22 protein-coding genes are annotated in these 20,308 nt (G+C 62.9%); 7 read left to right on the top strand and 15 right to left on the bottom strand.

The genetic code is table 11. The annotated features are described in order from the left end of the window. Positions 1-16: 16 nt before the first annotated feature. From A6F68_RS05325 to A6F68_RS05345, 5 genes are all read right to left on the bottom strand, one after another. Complete coding sequence (locus A6F68_RS05325; RefSeq protein WP_067677135.1) at positions 17-928, bottom strand: class III extradiol dioxygenase subunit beta; 912 nt, start codon at positions 926-928, stop codon at positions 17-19. Then, a complete protein-coding gene (ligA, locus tag A6F68_RS05330) occupies positions 928-1,329 on the bottom strand; it encodes a protocatechuate 4,5-dioxygenase subunit alpha (protein ID WP_067677137.1) in 402 nt (133 codons plus the stop codon). Before ligA ends, A6F68_RS05325 begins: the two co-directional genes overlap by 1 nt. Further along, entirely contained in the window at positions 1,326-2,351 is a 1,026-nt protein-coding gene (locus A6F68_RS05335) for an amidohydrolase family protein (RefSeq protein WP_067677139.1), read from the bottom strand. Before A6F68_RS05335 ends, ligA begins: the two co-directional genes overlap by 4 nt. Next, complete coding sequence (locus A6F68_RS05340) at positions 2,348-3,139, bottom strand: NAD(P)-dependent oxidoreductase (protein WP_232308202.1); 792 nt, start codon at positions 3,137-3,139, stop codon at positions 2,348-2,350. The genes A6F68_RS05335 and A6F68_RS05340 overlap by 4 nt, the downstream gene beginning before the upstream one ends. An 82-nt stretch (positions 3,140-3,221) precedes the next feature. Beyond that, positions 3,222-4,379, bottom strand: coding sequence for a LysR family transcriptional regulator (locus A6F68_RS05345; protein ID WP_232308203.1), 1,158 nt, complete (start codon positions 4,377-4,379; stop codon positions 3,222-3,224). Between the two features lie 87 nt (positions 4,380-4,466). Between A6F68_RS05345 and ligK the strand changes: the two genes are divergently transcribed. The 3 genes from ligK to A6F68_RS05360 are packed head-to-tail and all read left to right on the top strand — an operon-like array spanning position 4,467 to position 7,070. Beyond that, on the top strand, positions 4,467-5,138 hold the full coding sequence (ligK, locus tag A6F68_RS05350; RefSeq protein ID WP_067677142.1) for a 4-carboxy-4-hydroxy-2-oxoadipate aldolase/oxaloacetate decarboxylase: 672 nt from the start codon (positions 4,467-4,469) through the stop codon (positions 5,136-5,138). Further along, positions 5,138-6,199, top strand: a complete 1,062-nt coding sequence (locus A6F68_RS05355) for a 4-oxalomesaconate tautomerase (protein ID WP_067677145.1) — start codon at positions 5,138-5,140, stop codon at positions 6,197-6,199. Before ligK ends, A6F68_RS05355 begins: the two co-directional genes overlap by 1 nt. Continuing rightward, complete coding sequence (locus A6F68_RS05360) at positions 6,192-7,070, top strand: amidohydrolase family protein (RefSeq protein ID WP_067677147.1); 879 nt, start codon at positions 6,192-6,194, stop codon at positions 7,068-7,070. Before A6F68_RS05355 ends, A6F68_RS05360 begins: the two co-directional genes overlap by 8 nt. 340 nt (positions 7,071-7,410) lie before the next feature. Here A6F68_RS05360 and A6F68_RS05365 read toward each other — a convergent pair whose 3' ends face one another. The 3 genes from A6F68_RS05365 to A6F68_RS14850 are packed head-to-tail and all read right to left on the bottom strand — an operon-like array spanning position 7,411 to position 9,904. Continuing rightward, on the bottom strand, positions 7,411-9,099 hold the full coding sequence (locus tag A6F68_RS05365) for a recombinase family protein (protein ID WP_067677149.1): 1,689 nt from the start codon (positions 9,097-9,099) through the stop codon (positions 7,411-7,413). After that, a complete protein-coding gene (locus tag A6F68_RS05370) occupies positions 9,096-9,527 on the bottom strand; it encodes a DUF2924 domain-containing protein (protein ID WP_067677151.1) in 432 nt (143 codons plus the stop codon). The genes A6F68_RS05365 and A6F68_RS05370 overlap by 4 nt, the downstream gene beginning before the upstream one ends. Next, positions 9,524-9,904: a DUF3489 domain-containing protein gene (locus A6F68_RS14850; RefSeq protein ID WP_067677153.1), complete on the bottom strand. Its 381-nt coding sequence runs from the start codon at positions 9,902-9,904 to the stop codon at positions 9,524-9,526. Before A6F68_RS14850 ends, A6F68_RS05370 begins: the two co-directional genes overlap by 4 nt. Positions 9,905-10,139: 235 nt before the next feature. Between A6F68_RS14850 and A6F68_RS05380 the strand changes: the two genes are divergently transcribed. Beyond that, positions 10,140-10,634 carry a Ros/MucR family transcriptional regulator gene (locus A6F68_RS05380; RefSeq protein WP_418368999.1) on the top strand — a complete coding sequence of 165 codons (495 nt, stop codon included), beginning with the start codon at positions 10,140-10,142 and terminating at the stop codon, positions 10,632-10,634. A gap of 501 nt (positions 10,635-11,135) precedes the next feature. Here A6F68_RS05380 and A6F68_RS05390 read toward each other — a convergent pair. From A6F68_RS05390 to A6F68_RS15165, 3 genes are all read right to left on the bottom strand, one after another. Continuing rightward, the gene (locus tag A6F68_RS05390) at positions 11,136-12,287 is read right to left on the bottom strand and encodes a reverse transcriptase family protein (protein ID WP_084001695.1); all 1,152 of its coding nucleotides are present in this window, start codon (positions 12,285-12,287) and stop codon (positions 11,136-11,138) included. Positions 12,288-12,468: 181 nt separating this feature from the next. Continuing rightward, positions 12,469-13,614 carry a phosphoribosyltransferase-like protein gene (locus A6F68_RS05395; protein ID WP_067677157.1) on the bottom strand — a complete coding sequence of 382 codons (1,146 nt, stop codon included), beginning with the start codon at positions 13,612-13,614 and terminating at the stop codon, positions 12,469-12,471. Further along, positions 13,611-13,799: a hypothetical protein gene (locus A6F68_RS15165; protein WP_067677159.1), complete on the bottom strand. Its 189-nt coding sequence runs from the start codon at positions 13,797-13,799 to the stop codon at positions 13,611-13,613. The genes A6F68_RS05395 and A6F68_RS15165 overlap by 4 nt, the downstream gene beginning before the upstream one ends. 280 nt (positions 13,800-14,079) lie before the next feature. Between A6F68_RS15165 and A6F68_RS05405 the strand changes: the two genes are divergently transcribed. Together A6F68_RS05405 and A6F68_RS05410 are read left to right on the top strand one after the other, a co-directional pair. Continuing rightward, positions 14,080-14,376: a hypothetical protein gene (locus tag A6F68_RS05405; protein ID WP_067677161.1), complete on the top strand. Its 297-nt coding sequence runs from the start codon at positions 14,080-14,082 to the stop codon at positions 14,374-14,376. Positions 14,377-14,479: 103 nt separating this feature from the next. Next, entirely contained in the window at positions 14,480-15,964 is a 1,485-nt protein-coding gene (locus A6F68_RS05410; protein WP_232308204.1) for a sulfatase, read from the top strand. Positions 15,965-15,986: 22 nt separating this feature from the next. On the opposite strand, the gene A6F68_RS05415 is transcribed toward A6F68_RS05410, so the two are convergent. Both A6F68_RS05415 and A6F68_RS05420 read right to left on the bottom strand, forming a co-directional pair. Then, the gene (locus tag A6F68_RS05415) at positions 15,987-16,190 is read right to left on the bottom strand and encodes a hypothetical protein (RefSeq protein WP_067677165.1); all 204 of its coding nucleotides are present in this window, start codon (positions 16,188-16,190) and stop codon (positions 15,987-15,989) included. A gap of 6 nt (positions 16,191-16,196) precedes the next feature. Continuing rightward, positions 16,197-17,225 (bottom strand): MFS transporter, encoded by a 1,029-nt coding sequence (locus A6F68_RS05420; protein WP_198152686.1) that lies wholly within the window; start codon positions 17,223-17,225, stop codon positions 16,197-16,199. Between the two features lie 94 nt (positions 17,226-17,319). Between A6F68_RS05420 and A6F68_RS15175 the strand changes: the two genes are divergently transcribed. Then, on the top strand, positions 17,320-17,481 hold the full coding sequence (locus A6F68_RS15175) for a hypothetical protein (RefSeq protein WP_198152687.1): 162 nt from the start codon (positions 17,320-17,322) through the stop codon (positions 17,479-17,481). Here A6F68_RS15175 and A6F68_RS05425 read toward each other — a convergent pair. Both A6F68_RS05425 and A6F68_RS05430 read right to left on the bottom strand, forming a co-directional pair. Then, positions 17,460-17,894, bottom strand: a complete 435-nt coding sequence (locus A6F68_RS05425) for a hypothetical protein (RefSeq protein ID WP_067677169.1) — start codon at positions 17,892-17,894, stop codon at positions 17,460-17,462. The genes A6F68_RS15175 and A6F68_RS05425 overlap by 22 nt on opposite strands. A gap of 247 nt (positions 17,895-18,141) precedes the next feature. Continuing rightward, a complete protein-coding gene (locus A6F68_RS05430) occupies positions 18,142-20,187 on the bottom strand; it encodes a hypothetical protein (protein ID WP_157096665.1) in 2,046 nt (681 codons plus the stop codon). Positions 20,188-20,308 lie beyond the last annotated feature (121 nt).

Raw genomic sequence — 20,308 nt, forward strand, 5'->3', positions numbered from 1 at the left:
GCAAACTCCCATTCGATTATTGATCGATCGACGTCGTTACAGCGCCGTCCGCCTCGAAGGTGGGTGACTGGGGCACCGTGCCGTCGACCGGTTCGAGCACGATGTGGCCCAAGGCGGTATTGCTGACCGGCACGTGGTAATGGCGGTGGAGACACCTTGTCTCGCGGCCAAGGGCGCCGCGCATGATGAGCCACATGACCATTTCGATCCCTTCGCTGCCGGTTTCGCGAAGGTATTCGATGTGCGGGATGTGCCGCAGGTCCTGCGTGTCACCGACGAGCTTGTCGAGAAACATGTTGTCCCACTCGCGGTTGATGAGGCCGGCGCGCGGACCCTGAAGCTGGTGGCTCATCCCGCCAGTGCCCCAGACATGGACGTTGAGGTCTTCCTCGTAACTGTTCACTGCCCGTGCGATCGCCTCGCCGAGCAGCCAGCAGCGATTGCCCGAGGGTGGCGGATAGGTGACAACGTTGACCGCCAGCGGGACGACCGTCGTCGGCCATTCCTTGCAGTCCTCGCCGAACATCATCGTCAGCGGAACGGTCAGTCCGTGGTCGACGTCCATCTTGTTGAAGATGGTCATATCGAAATCGTCGAGGATCAGGCTCTGCGCGATGTGCCAAGCGAGGTCGGGATGGCCGACGACACTGGGGACCGGTCGCGGGCCGTAGCCTTCGTCGCAAACCCTGAAACTTTCGGCGCAGCCGATCGCGAACGTCGGGATCACGTTCATGTCGAAAGCGGATGCATGGTCGTTGTAGACCAGTACGACGACATCGGGCTTGCCCTCGTTCGCGATCCACTCGCGGGTCCATCGGTAGCCGTCGAATGCCGGTTTGAAGATCGGGTCTTGTGTCTTCCCGTGGTCGGCCGCGAAGCCGAGCACGGGTATATGGCTGGAAGCGATGCCGTGGGTGATCCGCGCCATCAGCACTTGTCCCCGATCGAGCGGACACCGTCGGGCGATCGACCGCCATCCATCATCATAGCCTGGTATTCCTCGACGCTCATCCCGGTCATCGTGCTGACCGCATGAACGAAGCTCAGGCCGTCGCTCGCGAAGACCTTGGCGAGGAAATAGATGTTGCCGCCGAGGTCGAGCAGCCTGTTGTAGTCCCGGTCGAGCACGGCCTGCTTCTGTTCCGCGCTCATCGGCCATGCGTCGAGGTAGACTCGTTCGTCGGCATGGAAGCGCTCGCGGTTCTCGGCCTGCATCAGGCTCATGGCGAACTGGTTGAGCTGGTAGCCCTGTCGTGCGCGCTTCGCGGTGTAGACCCGGGTTCCGGGAATGTCGTCGAACTCGGCAAGGTAATCGTGGATGTCGGTCACAGGCCGCGATCATTCAGCAGCGCATCGAGACGCGGGAACACGCGCCGCGCGTTTCCCTCGAAGATTGCGTGACGCTGCTCGTCGCTGATGTCGAGCGCGTCGATGTAGCGCTTGGTGTCGTCGAAGTAGTACCCGGTCTGTGGATCGATTCCGCGCACTGCGCCGACCATCTCGCTCCCGAACAGGATGTTCTTGGTTTCAATCACCTCGGCCAACAGGTCGATCCCGGGCTGGTGATAAACGCAGGTGTCGAAGAACACGTTGTTCATCAGGTGCGTGTCGAGGCTGGGCTGCTTGAGCATATCGGCCAGCCCCCGGTAACGCCCCCAGTGATAGGGTACGCCGCCACCGCCGTGCGGGATGATGAGGCGCAAAGTTGGGAAGCGGGAGAACAGGTCGCCTTGCAACAGCTGCATGAAGGCAACGGTGTCGGCCGCGATGTAGAACCCGCCGGTGGCGTGCATCGCCGGATTGCAGCTGCCCGACACGTGGATCATCGCCGGCACGTCGAGCCGGACCATCTCCTCGTAGATCGGGAACCAGTACTCGTCGGTCAGCGGCGGATGCTCGAAGTGCCCGCCACCGGGATCAGGGTTGAGGTTGCAACCGATGAAGCCGAGTTCCTCGACGCAGCGGCGCAGCTCCGTGACGCTTTCGGTGAGATCGACCTGCGGGCTCTGCGGTAGCATGCAGACGCCAACGAACGTCTCAGGGAACAACTGCGTCACCCGATAGATGAGGTCGTTACAACGCCGCGCCCACTCGGCGCTGACCGCCTGGTCGCCGACGTGGTGCGCCATCGCGGACGCGCGGGGTGAGAAGATCGTGAGGTCCGCGCCGCGCTCCTTCACCAGCTTGAGCTGGTTGTCCTCGATCGTCCGGCGGATCTCTTCGTCGGAGATGTCGGGATAGGGCGGGGCAGGTTCACCGGTCTTGAACGCGGCCTTCTGCGCCTCGCGCCAGTCGTCGTGCGCCTTGGGCAGGACGGTGTAATGGCCGTGGCAGTCGATGATGAGGCTCATGCGGCGTCCCTCGCTGTGGCATGTCCCTTGGCGGCATCGCGCTGGCGGCGCACCGTGCCAATGGTCATTGTGGGCTCGACGCCGAGCGATCGGAGCGTTTTGACTGCCTCCTCCATCTCTTCTGCCCGGCGTAGCCCGTGAGTCGCCATCCGCTCGAGATTGTATTCGGCGCGTTCCGCCCACGGCCGCGACTGCTCACTTGCATCGAGTGAACTGAGGACCTCAGCGGTCACCCCGGCCGCATTCGCCGCGGCCATCATTTCGCCGGTGAGCGCTTCGACCCCCTTGACCATGACAGACCGGATCATCTTGATCGCCGAGGCTTGGCCGATTGCTGGCCCCACTGGCCGCAGGTTAACGAACCCGAGAGCGGTCAGCGCAATTCGCGCGTATTCTTCCGCCGGACCTGACAGAAGGATCGGAACCTTCATTCGGGCCGGATCGACCGGAGCCAGCACTGCTGCATCGACGTAACTGCCACTTGCGGCTTCGATGATGGCAGCGGCCGTGCGCTTAGTATCGGGGGCAACCGAGTTCATGTCGATCCAGAGTGCACCCTTCTCCAAAAAATTAGCGCACTGCTTCGCTGCGTTGAGCGCGCTTCCGGCGGTCACTAGGGACAGAACGATACTAGACCCACCGAGAGCCTTCCCCGCGTCCATTGACGGCAAAACGCCAGCTTGCTTCATCAGCGGGCGACGGGCCGGATCGATGTCGAACGCCGTCGCCGCGGCGCCCCAACCCGAGGCTGTCGCGAAAGTCATCCCGGCTTCGCCGAAACCGATCAAGGCGAGACGTTGCGTCACGCCGATGGGAATGCCTTATCTCTGGAGGGGCCGCCAATGAATAGCGTGATCTCGAGATTACTTTTTACGAATGCTCAATTGCCAACCGGCGGAGCGTTTCGACAAATGCCTGCTGTTGACGCGTAGGGAGCCAGCCCCGACGGGTGGTAATCCCGATGGTTCGCGAAACTCTTATAGGCGGCGCAGCAGCGCGCAGCTGCCCGGCATCGATCTCGACCCTCACCTGGTCGGGCGACAGAAGCGTAAGGCTGTCAGTCCGCAACAGGATTTCGCGGATCGTCAGGACCGAACCGCACTCGATCGACACGTGCGGCAATTCGGCATCGTCGCTTCCGACCAGTTCGTTCCAGAATTGTCGCAGCGGTGTCGAAGCGGATGGGAGGACCCAAGGGTATTGTCGCATACTGGCGGTCGAAATTTTTGAAGTGTTTGCCAAGGGATGAGCGTTTCGCATGACGATTTTCGGGTGATCCTCAAACGCATCTTCATGCGTGAGATCGTCGTGTGCGCCGACCGTCCGCAAGGCGCCGAGCATGACATCGATATCGCCGTCGCGGAGCGGTCCTACCAGTTCGTCGTGGCTGCCCTCGATCACCGAGACTTCAGCGAAGGGAAACTCCTCGACATGACGGACGATCGCCGCCGGCAGCCACCGGGCACGCGATAACGGCATGGCACCGATCACAATGCGCCCCTTTGCCTTGCCCAGCCAGTCGGCCACTTCTGCGTAGCCGCTGCGAAGCTCGGCAAGGGCGAGCCGGAACTTGCGCGCCCGGCTTGCGCCTTTCCGGGTCAACGAGAGATAACGGCCGCGCCGCTCGACGAGCCGCTCGCCGAGCGCCAGCGAAAGGTCGGCAACCGCGCGGTGCAGCGAAGCAGGGGCCAGTCCTGTCGCCTCCGCCGCTCCGGAGTAGCTCCCCGCGCTCGCCACTGCGAGGAATGCCCGCATCTGGGCTGCCGTCACGCGACGCGAACCGATCTTTTCGATCGCGTCGTTGACGCGCGGGGCGAGAAATCGTGCAGGCTCTGTCGGCCGCATCCCTTCTGGCTGGCGGTCGAACAGGCGGCATCCCAAGTCCCGCTCCAGTCGCGCCAAGGCCTGCGTCAGGGCAGATTGCGTGAGGTGCACGGCTTCGGCCGCCCGCGTTATCGAGCCATGCTCGAAGACCGCCGTGAAGGTGCTGAGTTGGCGGATGCTGGGAATGGGCATCTTCACAACCATGAATTAGCATTTTGTTATGTCGCTGCCAAACTTCGCACTGGAGAGCGGGGCGGGGGAAGAGCACAGCGGACGCGAAGGAGAACCGATGTGGGCGTCGTTGTGCAGAACATCGCACGAGCCGATCGCGCGATCATCGACGGCCTTGCCGAATGCGGCGTGGCGACCGTGCACGAGGCGCAAGATCGGACCGGATTGCTGGCGAGCTACATGCGGCCGATCTACGCCGGCGCGCGGATCGCAGGCAGCGCAGTGACGATCAGCTCTCCGCCGGGCGACAACTGGATGGTCCATGTCGCGATCGAACAGTTGCGGGAAAGCGACATCCTCCTGCTCGCGCCGACCAGTCCGTGCGAGGACGGCTATTTCGGTGACCTGCTGGCAACGAGCGCGATGGCGCGTGGGTGCCGCGGTCTGGTGATCGATGCCGGCGTGCGCGATGTCCGCGACCTGACCGAGATGGGCTTTCCCGTCTGGTCGAAGGCGGTGTTCGCGCAAGGTACGGTGAAGAACACGCTGGGCAGCGTGAACGTACCGGTGGTCTGCGCCGGAGCGGCGGTCGAGCCTGGCGACGTGATCGTCGCCGACGATGACGGAGTGTGCGTCGTACGCCGCTCGGATGCGGTGGCGGTGCTCGAGAAGGCGCGCGCCCGCGAAGCGAACGAGGGCGAGAAGCGTGAAAAGCTCGCCAGCGGCGTGCTTGGCCTCGATATGTACAAGATGCGCGAGCGGCTCGAGGCCGATGGATTGAAGTACGTCTGATGCAAACCAGCGCGCCGGTGATGTGGATGCGCGGCGGGACGTCCAAGGGCGGCTATTTCCTCGCCGACGACCTTCCAACCGATCTCGCGGAGCGCGACGCCTTCCTGCTACGCGTCATGGGCAGCCCAGACCCGCGGCAAATCGACGGAATGGGCGGGGCCGATCCGCTGACCAGCAAGGTCGCGGTGGTCCGCAAGTCCGCGCGAGAGGGTATCGACGTCGATTACCTTTTTCTGCAAGTCTTCGTCGACCAGGCGCTCGTCTCGGACCAGCAGAATTGTGGCAATATCTTGGCCGGTGTCGGTCCGTTTGCGATCGAGCGGGGGCTGGTCGCCCCGACCGGCGACGAGACCCGCGTGGCGATTTACATGGAGAACACCGGACAAGTCGCGTTCGAGACCGTCAGGACCCCCGACGGTGCGGTCACCTACGTCGGCGATGCCGCGATCGACGGCGTTCCTGGCACGCACGCGCCAATTTCCGTCGAATTTCGCGATACCGCCGGATCGAGCTGCGGCGCGCTGCTGCCCACCGGCAATGCCGTGGACGTGATCAATGGCGTCGCCTGCACGTTGATCGATAACGGGATGCCGTGCGTGGTGTTCAAGGCAGAGGAAGTTGGCGCGACCGGTTACGAGACCCGTGAGGAGCTCGAGGGCGAAGCCTTCGCGCTCATTCGGGAGAAGATCGAGGCCACACGGCTCGCAGCGGGGCCATTGATGAACCTCGGCGATGTAAGTTCGAAGTCCGTGCCGAAGATGACGCTCGTTGCGCCTCCGCGACACGGAGGAGCGATTTCGGCGCGGGTGTTCATCCCGCACCGAGCGCATGCGAGCATTGGTGTCCTCGGAGCAGTCACCACCGCGACCGCCTGTATTATCGAAGGGTCATCCGCTGCCGAGGTCGCCAATGTTCCCGAGGGTATGCGGAAGACCCTGAGCGTCGAGCACCCGTCGGGCGAGATGAGCTGCGTTCTCGAAACCGACGCGAAAGGGCAAGTCGTCAGCGCCGCCCTCCTGCGCACCGCCCGCAAGCTGATGGACGGGACCGCCTATGTCTGATCGCATCGTCTCCTGGCATACGAACCCGTCGAAGCCGCGCTTCGTCCCGCCTCCCGGCGCGGTCGATGCGCACTGCCACGTGTTCGGCCCAATGGCGCAGTTTCCGTTCAGCCCAAAGGCCAAGTACCTTCCCGAAGACGCGGGACCGGAGCAACTGTTTGCGCTGCGCGATCATCTCGGGTTCTCGCGAAACGTGATCGTCCAGGCGAGCTGCCACGGAACCGACAACTCCGCGACGCTCGACGCCATCGCGAAGTCGGAAGGGAAGGCGAGGGGCGTTGCCGTGGTCGATCCGGCGATTTCCGAACGCGAACTGGAAGCCCTGCACGAGGGCGGAATTCGCGGCATCCGGTTCAACTTCCTCAAGCGGCTTGTCGACGATGCGCCGAAGGACAAGTTTCTCGAAGTCAGCCGCCGGCTGCCGAAAGGCTGGCACGTGGTGATCTATTTCGAGGCCGACTTTCTAGAAGATCTTCGGCCGTTCATGGATGCGATACCGGTGCCGCTGGTGGTCGATCACATGGGGCGCCCGGACGTGACGCAAGGACCGGAGGGACCGGACGCGAAGGCATTCCGCCGCCTGCTCGAAGGCCGTGAGGACATCTGGTTCAAACCGACTTGTCCGGACCGGCTCGACCCGACCGGCGACCCGTGGAGCGCCTTCGCCGATGCAGTCGCGCCACTTGTGGCCGACTATCCGGACCGCTGCATCTGGGGCACCGACTGGCCGCACCCCAACATGCACGACTGTCCGCCCGACGACGGGCATATCGTCGACATGATCCCGAGGATCGCGCCGACGGTTGAGGTGCAACTTAAGCTGCTCGTGGACAATCCCGGCAAGCTGTACTGGGCAGATGCCAACGCCTAGGGTTAGAATTAGGGGGCCCGATCGGTTAAGTCTCTAGGACTCTGTATTATAACCTCTTATTTGCAGAAGATGGCGGACACCCTCTCCGCCAGCAAGTCTAAGTATCTGATACAGAATGTTATTATGCGGCCAAAAGCGCGCAGTTCTGCGCCCCTCCGGCGGTCGCTCCGCAGTGCAGAGAGCATGATCGAGGGAGAAATTAGGGCAATTGGAGGCGTTTTCTCTGTGCCCCTATCGGCCACTGCGGAGTAGCCAAATCCGCGCTTCCCTGTTGCGCTGCACCAGAAAAGGATAGCGGCGCCGAAGCGCCGCGATCGTTGTCATGTCAGTCGCTGGGATCTCAGGCGGTCAGAAGTAGATCGACCTGCGCCTGGCAATCGAGCGGCAGGTCCAGACCGTCGAGTGTTGTTGCGGTCAGCCGCTCGGGCTGGGTGCCATCAAGGATGGCTTCCACAATCTGCGGTGCGAGGAAGCTGAGCCTGACCACTCGCGACACCAGGGAATCGCTGATCTTCTCGGTGCGAGCGATGGTAGGGAGGTCGGTCTCACCGGTCGCTATCGCTGCAGACCAGCGGCGCGCCTGGCCGAGTACCTTGAGCAGGCTCGGATCGGGTGTGCCCGCGGTTGATGCCCTGCCATTGTCCTGCACCATGCGGATTGCGGTTCCTGTCTTGCTCAATCGCACATGGGAGGAGAGGGTCACGGTATCTTCGGTCGGCGCAGCTTCCATGAGCCGCAGGTCCCGCGCGAGCACACTTGTCGAGATCGCTATCTCGAGACTCGCCGGGGACACCGTGACGCGGGTCACGAGCCTGCGCATCAAGGACTGCTCCCTGCGCCTTACCGCGGTCGCGAGCTTCCCGGCATTGGTGAGAGCGGGGCGGGCGACGTCGGCCTCGAGCGCAATACCTGCCTGCGACAGAAGCGTCAGCGGATCGTCGAGCGCCTCGGCCACCCGGTTGGACACCGCGGCCTCGATCTCCCGGGCGGGTATGCGCATCCCTTCAGCGCTGTCCACATCGGGATCGTGATGGAGGACCTTGCTGACGTAGTAGCGGTAGCGAACCTTGGCGTCTTTCGATCCGCTCCTGGCGGGCTTGCATGCGTGGGTGGCGATCAAAGGCTGGCCCTCGGCATCGACGAGCTTCCTGGCAAGCATACTGGGCGACTGGACCTTCCGCGCCGAGCGCGACCCCTGCGTGTTCTCTTTGAGGCTCAGCTGCACCTGCTCCCACGTCTCCCGGTCGATGATCGGCGTGTGGTTGGCGAGGTAGACCTTGCCGCGATGGTGGATCTCGCCGACGTAAACGGGGTTCACGAGCACATGGTAGATCTGTCCGCGCGAGAACGGTCTTCCGCCGATATGTCGACCGCTACCTGTCGTGCGAGCCGGGACCTCGATGCCTTCGCTCACGAACTCCTCCGCGAGCAGCCGTACGCTGCCCAGCGACAGGTACCGCTCGAAGATGCGCCGGATGATCGATGCATGGTCGTCGACGATTGCGAGGCTGCGACCGTCGGGCCGGTAGCCTATCGGTGGAACCCCGCCCATCCACATGCCGCGGGCCTTGGAGGCGGCGATCTTGTCGCGGATGCGCTCCGCGGTGACCTCCCGCTCGAACTGGGCGAACGAGAGCAGCATGTTGAGCGTCAGGCGCCCCATGCTGGTGGTCGTGTTGAACGACTGGGTGACCGACACGAAGCTGACCTCGGCCTTGTCGAACGCTTCGACCAGCTTGGAGAAGTCGAGCAGTGAGCGGGTCAACCTGTCGACCTTGTAGACCACGACGATGTCGATCTTCTGGGCCGCGATGTCGGCAAGGAGGCGCCTGAGGCCGGGGCGCTCGAGCGTTCCGCCCGATATGCCACCATCGTCGTATTCGTCGGGAATCAGGGCCCAACCTTCGCTGGCCTGGCTCATGACGTAGGCCGCACACGCCTCGCGCTGGGCGTGAAGGGAGTTGAAGTCCTGTTCGAGACCTTCCTCGCTCGACTTGCGGGTGTAGATGGCGCAGCGGACCTTGTTCATGCCGCTTTCCCCTTCCGCTGCTTGAGGCCGAAGAAGGCGGGCCCCGACCAGCGGGTACCGGTGATCGCGCGGGCGACCTCGCTCAGCGAGCGCCAGGTCTGGCCGTTCCACTCCACTTCGCCGTCCTCCCCGATGGTGACGATGTGGACCTTGCCCTGCCACTCGCGGACCAGCCGCATGCCCGGCGAGGCGCTGCGGGTATGGGACTTGGCGGTGGCGGCCTGATCGAGCCGCTGCTGCACTGCTCGCGACAGGCCGCCCAGCACCTTGGCTTGCAGTTCGTAGGCCAAGGCCAACCGCAGCATCGCCGGGCTCAGGCGAGGGAGGGGCTTCCTCGATACCTCGGCCCAGCGTTCGCGCAGCTGCGCCGGCGACATTGTCGCCAGCGCAGCCAGGTCAGCGTCGAGCTTGTCGCGTTGGCGGCTCATTCGCCTGCCTTCGCGATACGATAGCAGGTCACCTCATCCCGCTTGTCCTTGGTGATCGTGTGCCCCTTCTTCTTTAGGCCGGTCAGTGACGCGCGCGTGGTGTGCGGCAACCACCCGGTGGCCTCGACCATCTCGGCGAGCGTGGCGCCTTCGGGACGCTCGAGCAGGGCGATCACCGCGGCGATCTTGCTCGATCCGTGCGGCTTGCCGGGTTTATCGGTGTTCTGTGCGGCCCTGATGCCGCTCGCTCCTGCGGTGGCCGCGGCGTCTGCCTTCGGTTCGCGTGCCATGCGGCGCTTGCGCGGTTGCTTGGCATCGGCGGGCGCGCCTGTCTCGGCCGCCGCACCTGGTGCCTCGGTGTGGGTAGTCGTGTTCATTGCGTGGTTCTCCGTCTGGAGCGGCGATCATCGCTGCTCCCACCACCCAGGGCCCCGACCGCGCTGGGCTTCGGGGCGGCGGTCGTTCAACTCGGCCGCGATTCAGTAACGACAGCAATGCTTCCATTACGAACGAAGTCGAATGGAATGTGCGAGCGAACGCGAATATTCTCGACAATTGACGCTGAAGCTGGCGCCGCTAGATGTCCGGCTTCGCCACAAGCAAAGGAACACAATCTTGGCCGAAGAGAATACTCAGCCCAGCCCCTTGGAACTCGCCACCGATCTGACGATTGCCTGGCTCTCCAATCCCAACACCACCGCTTTGGCTGACGATGTCCGGGCGTTCCTCCAGAAGATACATTCGGCGATTGCCGGCATCGGTTCGGGTGCCGCTGCTGAAGAAGAATTTGCGGCCGAAGAGTTTATCCCGGCGGTGTCTGTTCGCAAGTCGCTGGCCTCGAAGGATCACATCGTCTCGATGATCGATGGCAAGCCCTACAAGACTCTTCGCCGTCATCTGTCGACCCACGGTCTGACCCCCGAGCAGTACCGGGAGCGCTACAACCTCAAGGCGGATTACCCGATGGTCTCAGAGAGCTATTCGCAGGTTCGTCGCGACATGGCGAAGAAGATCGGTCTCGGCCGGAAGCCGGGCGAGAAGGTCGGCCCGCGCAAGAAGGCCGCCACGGCTTCACCTCGTGGGGGCAGGAAGCCGAAGACCGCTTGATCTAGCTGCTCTGCTCCTTGCCGCGGCGGTGTAGTACCTCCGCCGCGGCAAGGAGGTCTGCCATGTCGTCAGCGGTTTGCCGCAGGCGTTGGAGGTAAGCTCGTCGGTCACGGGGGTGACCGGGCATCGCAAGCGCCAGGTCGACACTGGTGTCTTCCATTAGCCGGCCCGCCTCGAGGCACAGGCGTTCTATGAGCTTGGCGTCAATAGGACCGTTCTGCCTGGCCATGGGCCGACTATGCTCGGAAGGTCACGCAAGTCGATATGCAGCTTGCAGGAAAGACTGCTTTGCGTCCCAATAGAGGTCGTTCAGCACCAACATGGCCAAGACCGAAAACGGCCCTTCAACTTATCGGCTGAACATATCCGCAATTGGGCGGAAAGCACACTTTGTGCCCTCGGTGAAGTGAGAGGCTGACGCGCATCGGATCTGCCGATCATCGATGCCGAGCGAACCCCATCATCAACCCGCCCGCCATCCTCGCCAAAATGCAAAGCGATTCAGTCGACCGGTGACCAGCGCCATCGGGCCAGCGCAGCGGCGAAACGTGCGCGCAGGGGATCGGCGAATGCGGGTTGGATATGGCCGGCGAAGCGGAGTAGCCCGGCGATATGATTGATCATGCCGGTCGCCGAGGCAAAGCCGCGCGCCGCGGCGTGCGGCGCGATCCCGAATTTCTCGATGCCGCGGACATGGTCCTCGAGACGGCCGCGCAGCTCGCGCGACAGCCGCGGCGCCGCGCGATCAACCAGTAGGTCGAGCACGACCTTGCGACCGCCGGGCGGCACGATGGTGATCTTGCGCTCGTGCAGCCGGAACCGACGCGTCGCGAGCAGATCGCGCACTTCGCTGATGATCTCGGTCGCGCGGTCGCGGCTGAACCCGCTGGCCGGTCCCGAAAAGGTCAGATCGTCAGAATAGCGCGTGTAGATGAGCCCATGGCGGGTGGCGAGCTGGCTTAGGTGTTCGTCGAGGACGCGGAAGACGAGGTTGGAGAGCATTGGGCTAGTCGGCGCGCCCTGTGGCAAATAGCCGGTCAGCTCGCGGCGATAGATTTCGATGCCGCGACGGCTGGGATTGGCGACGGTGCGCTCAGCGCGCTTGCCGCGCGGCGGCGCTACCCAGGGGCGGGTGCAAAGCCGCGCCAGCTCGAAGGAGACTAGGCGCGCATAGCCGATCTCGCGAAACACGCGGTAGACCGCCTTCTCGGGTATGCTTTCGAAGAAGTCGTGGATGTCGAGCTTGAGCAGCCAGCCGGCGCTGGCGTGCCGCCGCGCACAGGCGTAGATCGAGCAGCCGCGCGCATAAGCGAAGCTGGCGCGGTGCACGGGCCGGTCGCGCAATATCTCGCGGACGATCCAGCGCTGGACCGCCATCAGCTCGGGCGAAGGCACTGCGATGCGCCGGCCGCCGCCATCGCGTTTGCTGATATGGAAGTCGCGGTAGTGTGTGCCTTCCTTGCTGGCGATCACCGAGCGTAGGAATTTGTAGCTGACGTCCATACGCTTGGCGAGATGCATCAGCGTCAGAATCGCCGGGGCACCCTGGAGTTCGGGGCCAGCGGCCTGAGCGAGTGCGGCATCGAGCACCGGCTCGGGTCGGCCGCGCGCGCGACCATCGGCGCGATATTGGTGGGGCGAAGCGCTGATCATTCACTTTGACCCGTAAGGAGGCCATAGTGGAGCGGACGAGCCCAGACATCGTAAGAGCGGAAGTTCGCTTCACTAAGGTCGATCTCAGCGACTCCGTTTCCCAGGCGAAGCGCAACGCGCCAGCCCGCCGCGGGAACCCCGCGACTTGGTCCGGCCTTTACGGCCGGGGGAAGCTGGATGCTCAGCGCTCCGCCCTCAGTTGCTTAGGATAATAGGGTTCGTCGCGATTAGGCAATACTCGAACCGGATGGGCGGCGCGCCAGCGTTTGAGCTCGGCGCGGCCGGCGTCGGTCAGTCGGTGGCGGGCATTGGTCAACCCAAGGCTATGAGCAAGGCGTAGCAAGCGTTCGGCCTCGGCAATGCTGACGCGCAGCACTTCGGCGATATTGCCGGCGTCATAGACGCGCCGGGCGAGCAGATCGATGGTTTGGCTGAGCCGGGCGGCACCGGCGCTCCCGATCAGTGGCTCGCGCGGCGGGTCGGGCCGCATTGTAAACAGCCGCAGCAGGTCGTTGGGCACCCCCTTATATTCGAACAGGCTGTTCCAACCGGTCGCGACCTTCCACAGGATAAAAGGGAGGTTGTTGGGCGCGGTGTGCTCGAAAACGATGAGCGCGCGACTGTCGCGAAAGCCCAAGGCCCAGTTCTTGTTACGGCGCCCCGCCGAATCTCGGCACAACACCTCGACTTCGGCGCGTTGCTCGGGAGTCCAGCCGGCACCTTCGAAGGTCGGGCAAGCGCGAAGGATATGGACCTTGTCATCTCCGAAGGACCGGCGCAGTAGCCGCGCCGTCTTGTCTGTGGCGGCATAAGCGAGGACATGAAACTCGATCAGATGGTAAGAGGTCCAGCTGCGGATCGTCTTGTGACGCCGGAGTGCCTTATGAAACTTGATCAGCTGGCTGCCCGATCCGCTGAAATCGTCGAGCAACAGAATCGTGCGGACCTTGTGCTCGCGCAGACTCTCAAGATCATGGCCACCAAGCAGCCCCGCTGAGCTACCGCCCTCGCGCAGCACGCCGGTCAGGATGCTGGCGAGCACCGCCTCGCTGCCGGGTAGTCCGGGCTCGAGGAGCTGATAGCGACCCGCCCGTCCTTCCGCGTGCGCGGATTCTCCGGGCGATACCTCACGTGCAGGGAATGCGGCGACTGGCCCAGCCAGGTCCGGCAACAAGGACAACGTCGCAGCGATCAATTCGCGGCGCAGATCGGTCTCGCTGATCAAGTCGAGCGCGTCGATGAGTAAACGCGCGGTATCGCGTCGCGGGACCGCGAAATTCTCAAGCCAAGCCGCGACGCGTGGATGTTCCGAGCGCGGGACAGTCACGCCGCACAGTCCGGATTACGATAGATCGCCGCATGATCATCGGCGCGCTGCCAGCTGATACCGAACTCTTCGAGCAAGAGCAGCTTGGGGTTGTGGTGCGCCCCGAAGGCCTCGGCACGGAAAGCAATGTGCTGTTGTCCAACGGAAGCCGAGGACTCCAAAGCAAGGAAAGACAGTTGCCACATACGAACATCATATCGTCGCGCCTGACACCTACAATGGGATGTCGACGGGTGAACGTTACACGTCGGCTTCAGACACAACTTGCCATTCGCCCAGCGCTATGCCGCCTAGCAGCAAAGCGCCCAATGTTGGCCGTCAGCGAAAGCTAGTCGGCGTCCGGAAGCTGCCATTCGTTCAGGTCCGGACGAAGGGCAACTCGCGACCCTATTGCGGCCGCTTCAGATCACTATCCGGGCCAGCAGATCGCTGACTCCGCCATGACCTCATGCTACGTTTTCGGCGATGATTACCGAGAGCCACTACTGGAAGAAACCGTTGCTGGCTGGGGCCAAAGCCATCCGCAAATATATGGACACGGAAAACGTCAGCGAAGCTGAGTTCGCGCGGATCGAGCGGGAGATTTTCATCGGGTTCTATTCGATACGGAAATTACTAGAAGCGCTAGGGAAAGTCAGCGCGGAAACGCGCGATATGAAGGTGGCGCTTAGGCGGTATAACAAGCGCGCCGATCAGCCAACGCTGGCATTGAGGTTGTCTGGGAATTTGGCCCGCTTGTTGCGAACGGGTGGGCCAACCTAGGCGACTTTCAGCCTGGCGCGAGACGCGTGCAAAAGGTACTTGTTGCGACCGAGGGGGCATCGGACGCTCGAATTATCAGTCTCCCTGGCCGTTACCCATGCGCATGTTGGCCGCCGTTGCTCTTTCGCTGATGATCGCGGTGGCGCCGGCTTCGAGCAAGCCGAACGTCCTGTTCATCATCGCGGACGATCTCGCACCGCGGCTCGGAGCCTATGGACATCGCGTCCAAAGCCCGAATATCGACCGCCTCGCACGGGAAGGAGTGACCTTCGAGCGGGCTTATGCGCAATTTCCACTGTGCGCTCCGAGCCGTGCCTCGTTCCTGACGGGAATGCGTCCCGACACTACGAGGGTCACCAATCTCAACGCCAACTTCCGCACCGCCTTGCCGGATATCCAGACACTGCCGCAGTATTTCCGGAACAACGGCTACTTTGCCGGCCGGGTGGGCAAGATCTACCACCAGGGGGTGCCAGGCGACATCGGCACGAGCGGTCCCGATGACCCGCCTTCGTGGGACAAGGTCGTCAATCCGCGCGGCCGCGACAAGGATGCCGAGAATGGCAGACTGAGGGTCATGACGCCCGGCATCGCGTTCGGTTCGGCGATGACCTGGCTTGCCGACGATGGCGCGGACGAGGCGCAGACCGACGGCCTAGTCGCCAGCGAGGCGATCGCCATGATGCGCGAACATCGCGACGTACCGTTCTTCATCGCGGTGGGTTTCTACCGTCCGCATGTGCCGATGATCGCGCCGGCGAAATACTTCGCGATGTACGACCCTCGAAAAATCGATGTGGCGCGGATCGATACGGACTCTCCGCCCGATTACACGAAGGCGTGGTTGCCCGACAATTTCGGGATGACCTCTGCCGAGCAGCGACAGATGGTTCACGCCTATCATGCATCGACCAGTTTCGTCGATGCGCAGGTCGGGCACCTGCTCGATGAACTCGACAGGCTGGGGCTGGCGGACGACACGATCGTCGTTTTCACGAGCGACCATGGGTATCATCTCGGCGAGCACGGCCAGTGGATGAAGAACACCCTCTGGGAAGAAGCGACGCGTGTGCCGCTTATCTTCCGGGTGCCTGGACTGAAGGCGAGGAACGCCCGGTCGCCGCGAACGGTGGAGATGCTCGACATCTATCCCACGCTGACTGAACTTGCGGGTTTGCCGCCCTATCGCCGAAACGAGGGTCGGAGTCTGGTCCCTCTATTGCACAGCCCGCGGGCTAGGTGGGACAAGGCGGCGCTCTCACAGGTCATCGGCGGGCGCAGCGTGCGTACCGAACGCTGGCGATACACGGAGTGGGAAGGCGGCAGGTTGGGGGCGCAGCTGTTCGATCACCACGCCGACCCGCGCGAGCAGCGCAACCTGGCAAGTGACCCGAAGCATGCGGCGGTCGTCACTGCGCTGCGGGCGAAGCTGCCATCGGCCCTCGCCGAAAGTCGACCGTTGCCCCGTAAGTACGACCCCGATCGCAATTGCATGAAATGGCGGACTGGGCTGCCGAAAGCGATCCGCGCCGGCGGCGAGACGGCAAACGGTGACGAATATGCGGGACTGGTCGTCTGTCGAGACTGAAGACGCGTTGGGACTGGCCTGATCAGGCGATGGCAGTTTTCGTCTCGTGGTTCCCGACGCCGGCCATCAGGCACAGCGCCAACCCGGTCAGGATGATGGCTGATACGGCAAAATAGGTAATGGCATAGCCGCCGCCTTCCACCAGCCACCCCGAATTGCCGGCCATGAGAGACCGCGACAGGTTGGGCACTGCCATGAACAGTGCGAACTGGCTTGCCGCAACCAACGGATTTCAGATCTGCATCGCCCAGACGATCAGCAGGATCGAGAGCATGATCGACATGATATAGAGCGCGGCAGTAAGGCCCATGAAGGCGGTGTCACCCTGCCATGTGCTTACGGTCGTCCCGGCGCAAGCTGCCAACGCTGCGATCGCCACGAAGAACCCGATCATCGACCAACGCAGGCCGAACCGGCGCACCAGCAGCACCGGCACGAACAGCCCAAAGCCTGCGGCAACGAGGTTGATGAGTGCATTGTAACTCGCATAGCGCTCCGTCGTCCAACCCAGCTGCTGGACGGCGAGGGTGGGGTTCACCGCATCGACAAAAGCCAGCATTGCGCAGGCGCAGCCCGTACCGAGCAGAAACAGGATAGTGCGCGGCACCAGAAGCGAGCGGAACATGCCCTTGAGAATTGGTCCCCAGGCACCTTGCTGGCGTTCTTCGCACTCGCGCGAGGCACGACCGTGGGTCCAAGGAAGCAGTCGTTCTCCCGGGCGCTCGCGGAACAGGCTGACAAACAGAGAGGCACCCGCGACCATCGTCGCAAGGACCAAGGCGGTGACGGTTACATCGCCAGACTGAAGCAGTTGTCCGGCCAGATAGCTGCACACGGCGACGCCGAGCGCCTGGCTGGCGAACATCATACTGTTGACGGCCGTTCGTTCGCCTTCGGGCACGATGTCGACCGCCATCCCGTCGACTGCGCAGTCGCTGAAGGTGACGCACAGGTTGAGGATGAAACACAAAGCGGCGAGCATCGCGATGTCGTTCGCCGTGGGAGCGAGAATCGCCATGATCACCAGCATGACGACCATCAGAAACTGTGCCAGCAGGATCCAACCACGCCTGCGTCCCATCGGCTTGAACGCATACCGGTCCATTATCATGCCATTGAACAGCTTGGTCGACCACGGCAGCATCGCTGTTCCCACGAACGCGCCTACCTGGAGGGGAGTGGCACCCTGCTCGGCCAACCATCCGGGCAAGGCGACAAGGGACAGGGCCAGTGGCACACCCTGGAGAAAATAAAGGATCAAAATCGCAGAGAAGCGTGCAAGCCGGCTCTCCGAGAGGGCCGGAAGCCTGGCAAACGCAACCGGCTGGGCGGGAAGCGTGGCAAAAGGTTGCTGCATGGAGTTTTCCGAATTGCCGGAGGCGCGGCGGGGGCAAAGCGGTGGTGCTGCCTATGTTGGCGCATCGACCGCAACCTGGCAGAAAAATCCGGCGGATGGCCGGGTCGCAGAAGCCACCCGCCGGAACCAGGCTCTGGCCTATTTCAGGACCAGCTCCTGATACTGTGTCGAACCCATCATCTCGCGCATGGACTGACGGTTAGCGAAGGCGGTGTCCGCGCTGCGATCTGACTGCGCGAGCATTGCGTTGACCTTCTTGCGGAAGGCTTCCGACTCGGCGGTCTTTACGTAATCCTTGTACTCCACCACAAGCACCAGGTCCGGCTCTCCCGGGCGGGGATTGTTGGTGGAAAGGACGTGGTAGTCCACCACCATGCCTTCCGCCTTCGCGAATTCCTGGACCTTCTTCCACTGGCCGGCGAGGTAATCCATGTAGTTCTCGAACTGGCCGTCCTTCACGTCGACGCGCGAGGCTTCCCACACCGTCCCTTGGGTATAGCTGGATTGCTGGGCCGACGCAGGCACTGCCAGAAAGGCCATGCTGGCAATCACCAGTGATGCGATCTTCTTCATCGTAATTTCTCCCCGTCCAAAAAGTCGCGGCATTTCCGCCCGCTCGGGGCGTCCATGATCTCGGTGCGCGACCCAGTGGCAGAGCGGATAAGGCGCTGCCTTTGCTCCCGGACGATGTGCCCGGTGAGCCGAAGAAAAATCTGATTTGGCAATGAATTCGCTTGGCCTTTGATGGGCCACGACCGGGTTGCCGGTCAATCCGTGCAGCCGTCAATAAAGCGTCAAAATGCCCGACCCTGAGGCGCGCTTATGCCTTGCGCGGATCGGCGGGCATCAAGTCGGGCCAACCGAACCGTTCCCACGCCTCGACCATTCCGATGCCCTCGGCAAAATCGATGAAGCCAGGGTGGCGGATGGTGTGGTTGATCGGTTCGATGTCGATCCACAAGCTCATAAGGCCGAATATATTGGCTGGATGGATGCGCTTTGAGTAGATTTTCATCACGAGTTCGGAATGTCCCATCCAGATTGCCGGGAATGAAATCGAGGAATCGTAGGGATCGGGCATGGTGGCGTGCAGGGCGTCTATCAGCTGGCAATAGGCCGAACGGTCGGCTTGCCTGCCGCTGAAAATTCCCCGCGCTGCGATGTCGAAATAGGCGTCCCGCGCGGCATCGTCCATCGGCGGCATGCCGGGCGGTCGCATGATGACGGTGCCGAGGAGGAACCGCGTCTCGTAATGGGTCTGCACGGCGGCGTCGCAATCGCCCAAGGCGAACTGGGCGAGTGCAAGCCACATCCCGGGGAAACCCAGGTCCGTCATGCGTTTGCCGGCGACGCGCGCCTTTTCGAATTCCCCAAGGCTGAGATAGGCGGATGCGAGCATGGCGTAATTCCGCGCGTAGACCGGATCGCGCTCCACCGACGCTTCGACATAGGGCAGGGCATCGCGCGCCTTGCCCAGATAGAGCAGGCACGAGCCTAGTCGCGAGGATACATCCGCGTCGTTCGGGTCGCGGGCATAGGCCTCGAATGCACGCTCAAGACTGCGAGCCGGATTGAACAGGGCCCAGTCGTGGATTCCGAGGATGGACAAGGCATGGCCTTGACCGGGGTCGAGCTCGAGCGCACGCTTTGCGCAATCGGCGCCTTTTGCGGACTGTTCCAAGCGGGTCAGGCTGGGAGTGAGCGCCGCCTTCATGATGTGCGCATTGGCAAGTGCGGTCCAGCATTCGGCGAACTCCGGATCGATGGCCAAAGCTCGCTCAAAGAACTCTATTGCCTTGTCGAAAGCCTCTTCGCCCGAGATCCTTTGGACCATCGAGCGACCTTGGAGAAAGAGCGCGTAAGCCTCGCGGTCGTGGGTCATCTTTCGCGAGGGAGCGGGCGATGTCGGCAGGCCCAGTGCACGGCAGATGGCCGCAATGACATTGGCGCCGATCACCTTGCGGGATTCGAAGAAATCTTCGATCGAACCATAAAGCTGGTCCGACCAGACCTCGTTGCCTGACTGCCCGCTGATAAGGGCGAGCCTGACCTGGATACCCTTGGGCCCTCGTCGGACCTCGCCTTCAATCAGGTGCGAGACGTTCAGCTCGGATGCGATCTCAGTGAGCGTTCGCCCCTTTTCGGAAACGACTGCGATGGATGTCCGACCTGCGAGGGTGATACCCTCTATTCCTGCAAGCCGCGTCGAAAGTTCATCGACAATTCCTTCTGCGAGAAAGAAATCTCCTCCGACAGTGTCGAGTTGCGGAAACGGCAGGACTGCAAGCGAGACCTGATGGTCTACCCCGTTGAACGTGCGATACGTCGGGAACCGGGTGCGCGCTGCCTCGAGCAGACGATCGCCGATGGGCTTGGGCGAGGTCCGGATGGCTTCGGCAATTGCGGAACGTAGGCGGGCATCGATATGCTCGCGGCGTTCGCCCAGCCACTTGTCGAAGCGCGGATTGAGCGTAGCACCCTGGATGAGCGGACGGTTGCCGATCGCGAGCAGATGCGCGATCGCAGCCTCGTTGTCCCCTGCGGAGAACGCGGCCTCCAAATCATCGAGGTCACAGCTCAGAACAGCTGGATCGATGGCAATTCTGGCACGTGAGACGACTAGGCCGTCGAGGCCGTAGTCATCGAGCTTGCGCTTTAGCTCCAGCAGGCATTGGCGAAGGCTGGCCTTGGCCTGCGGAGCGAAGCGATTGGCCCACAGCAGTCGTGCGAGCGCATCCCGGTCCATCGCGTGACCCGGTTCGATGCACAAAATCGCCAGAAGCAGGTTCGCACGGCGGTTGTTGAGCGAAATCACTTCGCCATCGGCAGATTCAAAGCGCAGCTCGCCGAAGATAGATGCCCTCAACAGGGCCCCCTGCGTGACCTTTGCGTCCGTCTGCGCCGACACTTTGTACCCCCGACAGGGGATGATTGCATCGCGGGGTCGAGTTTGCAATCTGCGTTCAACGTCGCCGATGGCGCGCAGC

Origin of the sequence: Tsuneonella dongtanensis, assembly GCF_001698205.1 — a bacterium.
Taxonomy (GTDB): domain Bacteria; phylum Pseudomonadota; class Alphaproteobacteria; order Sphingomonadales; family Sphingomonadaceae; genus Tsuneonella; species Tsuneonella dongtanensis.

What these genes read in the sequence shown, in the direction of transcription:
- A6F68_RS05325 (WP_067677135.1), bottom strand. Translation starts at nt 928, where the DNA reads ATGGCGCGGATCACCCACGGCATCGCTTCCAGCCATATACCCGTGCTC.
- A6F68_RS05335 (WP_067677139.1), bottom strand. Translation starts at nt 2,351, where the DNA reads ATGAGCCTCATCATCGACTGCCACGGCCATTACACCGTCCTGCCCAAG.
- A6F68_RS05345 (WP_232308203.1), bottom strand. Translation starts at nt 4,379, where the DNA reads ATGGTTGTGAAGATGCCCATTCCCAGCATCCGCCAACTCAGCACCTTC.
- A6F68_RS05355 (WP_067677145.1), top strand. Translation starts at nt 5,138, where the DNA reads ATGCAAACCAGCGCGCCGGTGATGTGGATGCGCGGCGGGACGTCCAAG.
- A6F68_RS05360 (WP_067677147.1), top strand. Translation starts at nt 6,192, where the DNA reads ATGTCTGATCGCATCGTCTCCTGGCATACGAACCCGTCGAAGCCGCGC.
- A6F68_RS05365 (WP_067677149.1), bottom strand. Translation starts at nt 9,099, where the DNA reads ATGAACAAGGTCCGCTGCGCCATCTACACCCGCAAGTCGAGCGAGGAA.
- A6F68_RS05370 (WP_067677151.1), bottom strand. Translation starts at nt 9,527, where the DNA reads ATGAGCCGCCAACGCGACAAGCTCGACGCTGACCTGGCTGCGCTGGCG.
- A6F68_RS14850 (WP_067677153.1), bottom strand. Translation starts at nt 9,904, where the DNA reads ATGAACACGACTACCCACACCGAGGCACCAGGTGCGGCGGCCGAGACA.
- A6F68_RS05390 (WP_084001695.1), bottom strand. Translation starts at nt 12,287, where the DNA reads ATGATCAGCGCTTCGCCCCACCAATATCGCGCCGATGGTCGCGCGCGC.
- A6F68_RS15165 (WP_067677159.1), bottom strand. Translation starts at nt 13,799, where the DNA reads ATGTGGCAACTGTCTTTCCTTGCTTTGGAGTCCTCGGCTTCCGTTGGA.
- A6F68_RS05405 (WP_067677161.1), top strand. Translation starts at nt 14,080, where the DNA reads ATGATTACCGAGAGCCACTACTGGAAGAAACCGTTGCTGGCTGGGGCC.
- A6F68_RS05410 (WP_232308204.1), top strand. Translation starts at nt 14,480, where the DNA reads ATGTTGGCCGCCGTTGCTCTTTCGCTGATGATCGCGGTGGCGCCGGCT.
- A6F68_RS15175 (WP_198152687.1), top strand. Translation starts at nt 17,320, where the DNA reads ATGGAGTTTTCCGAATTGCCGGAGGCGCGGCGGGGGCAAAGCGGTGGT.
- A6F68_RS05425 (WP_067677169.1), bottom strand. Translation starts at nt 17,894, where the DNA reads ATGAAGAAGATCGCATCACTGGTGATTGCCAGCATGGCCTTTCTGGCA.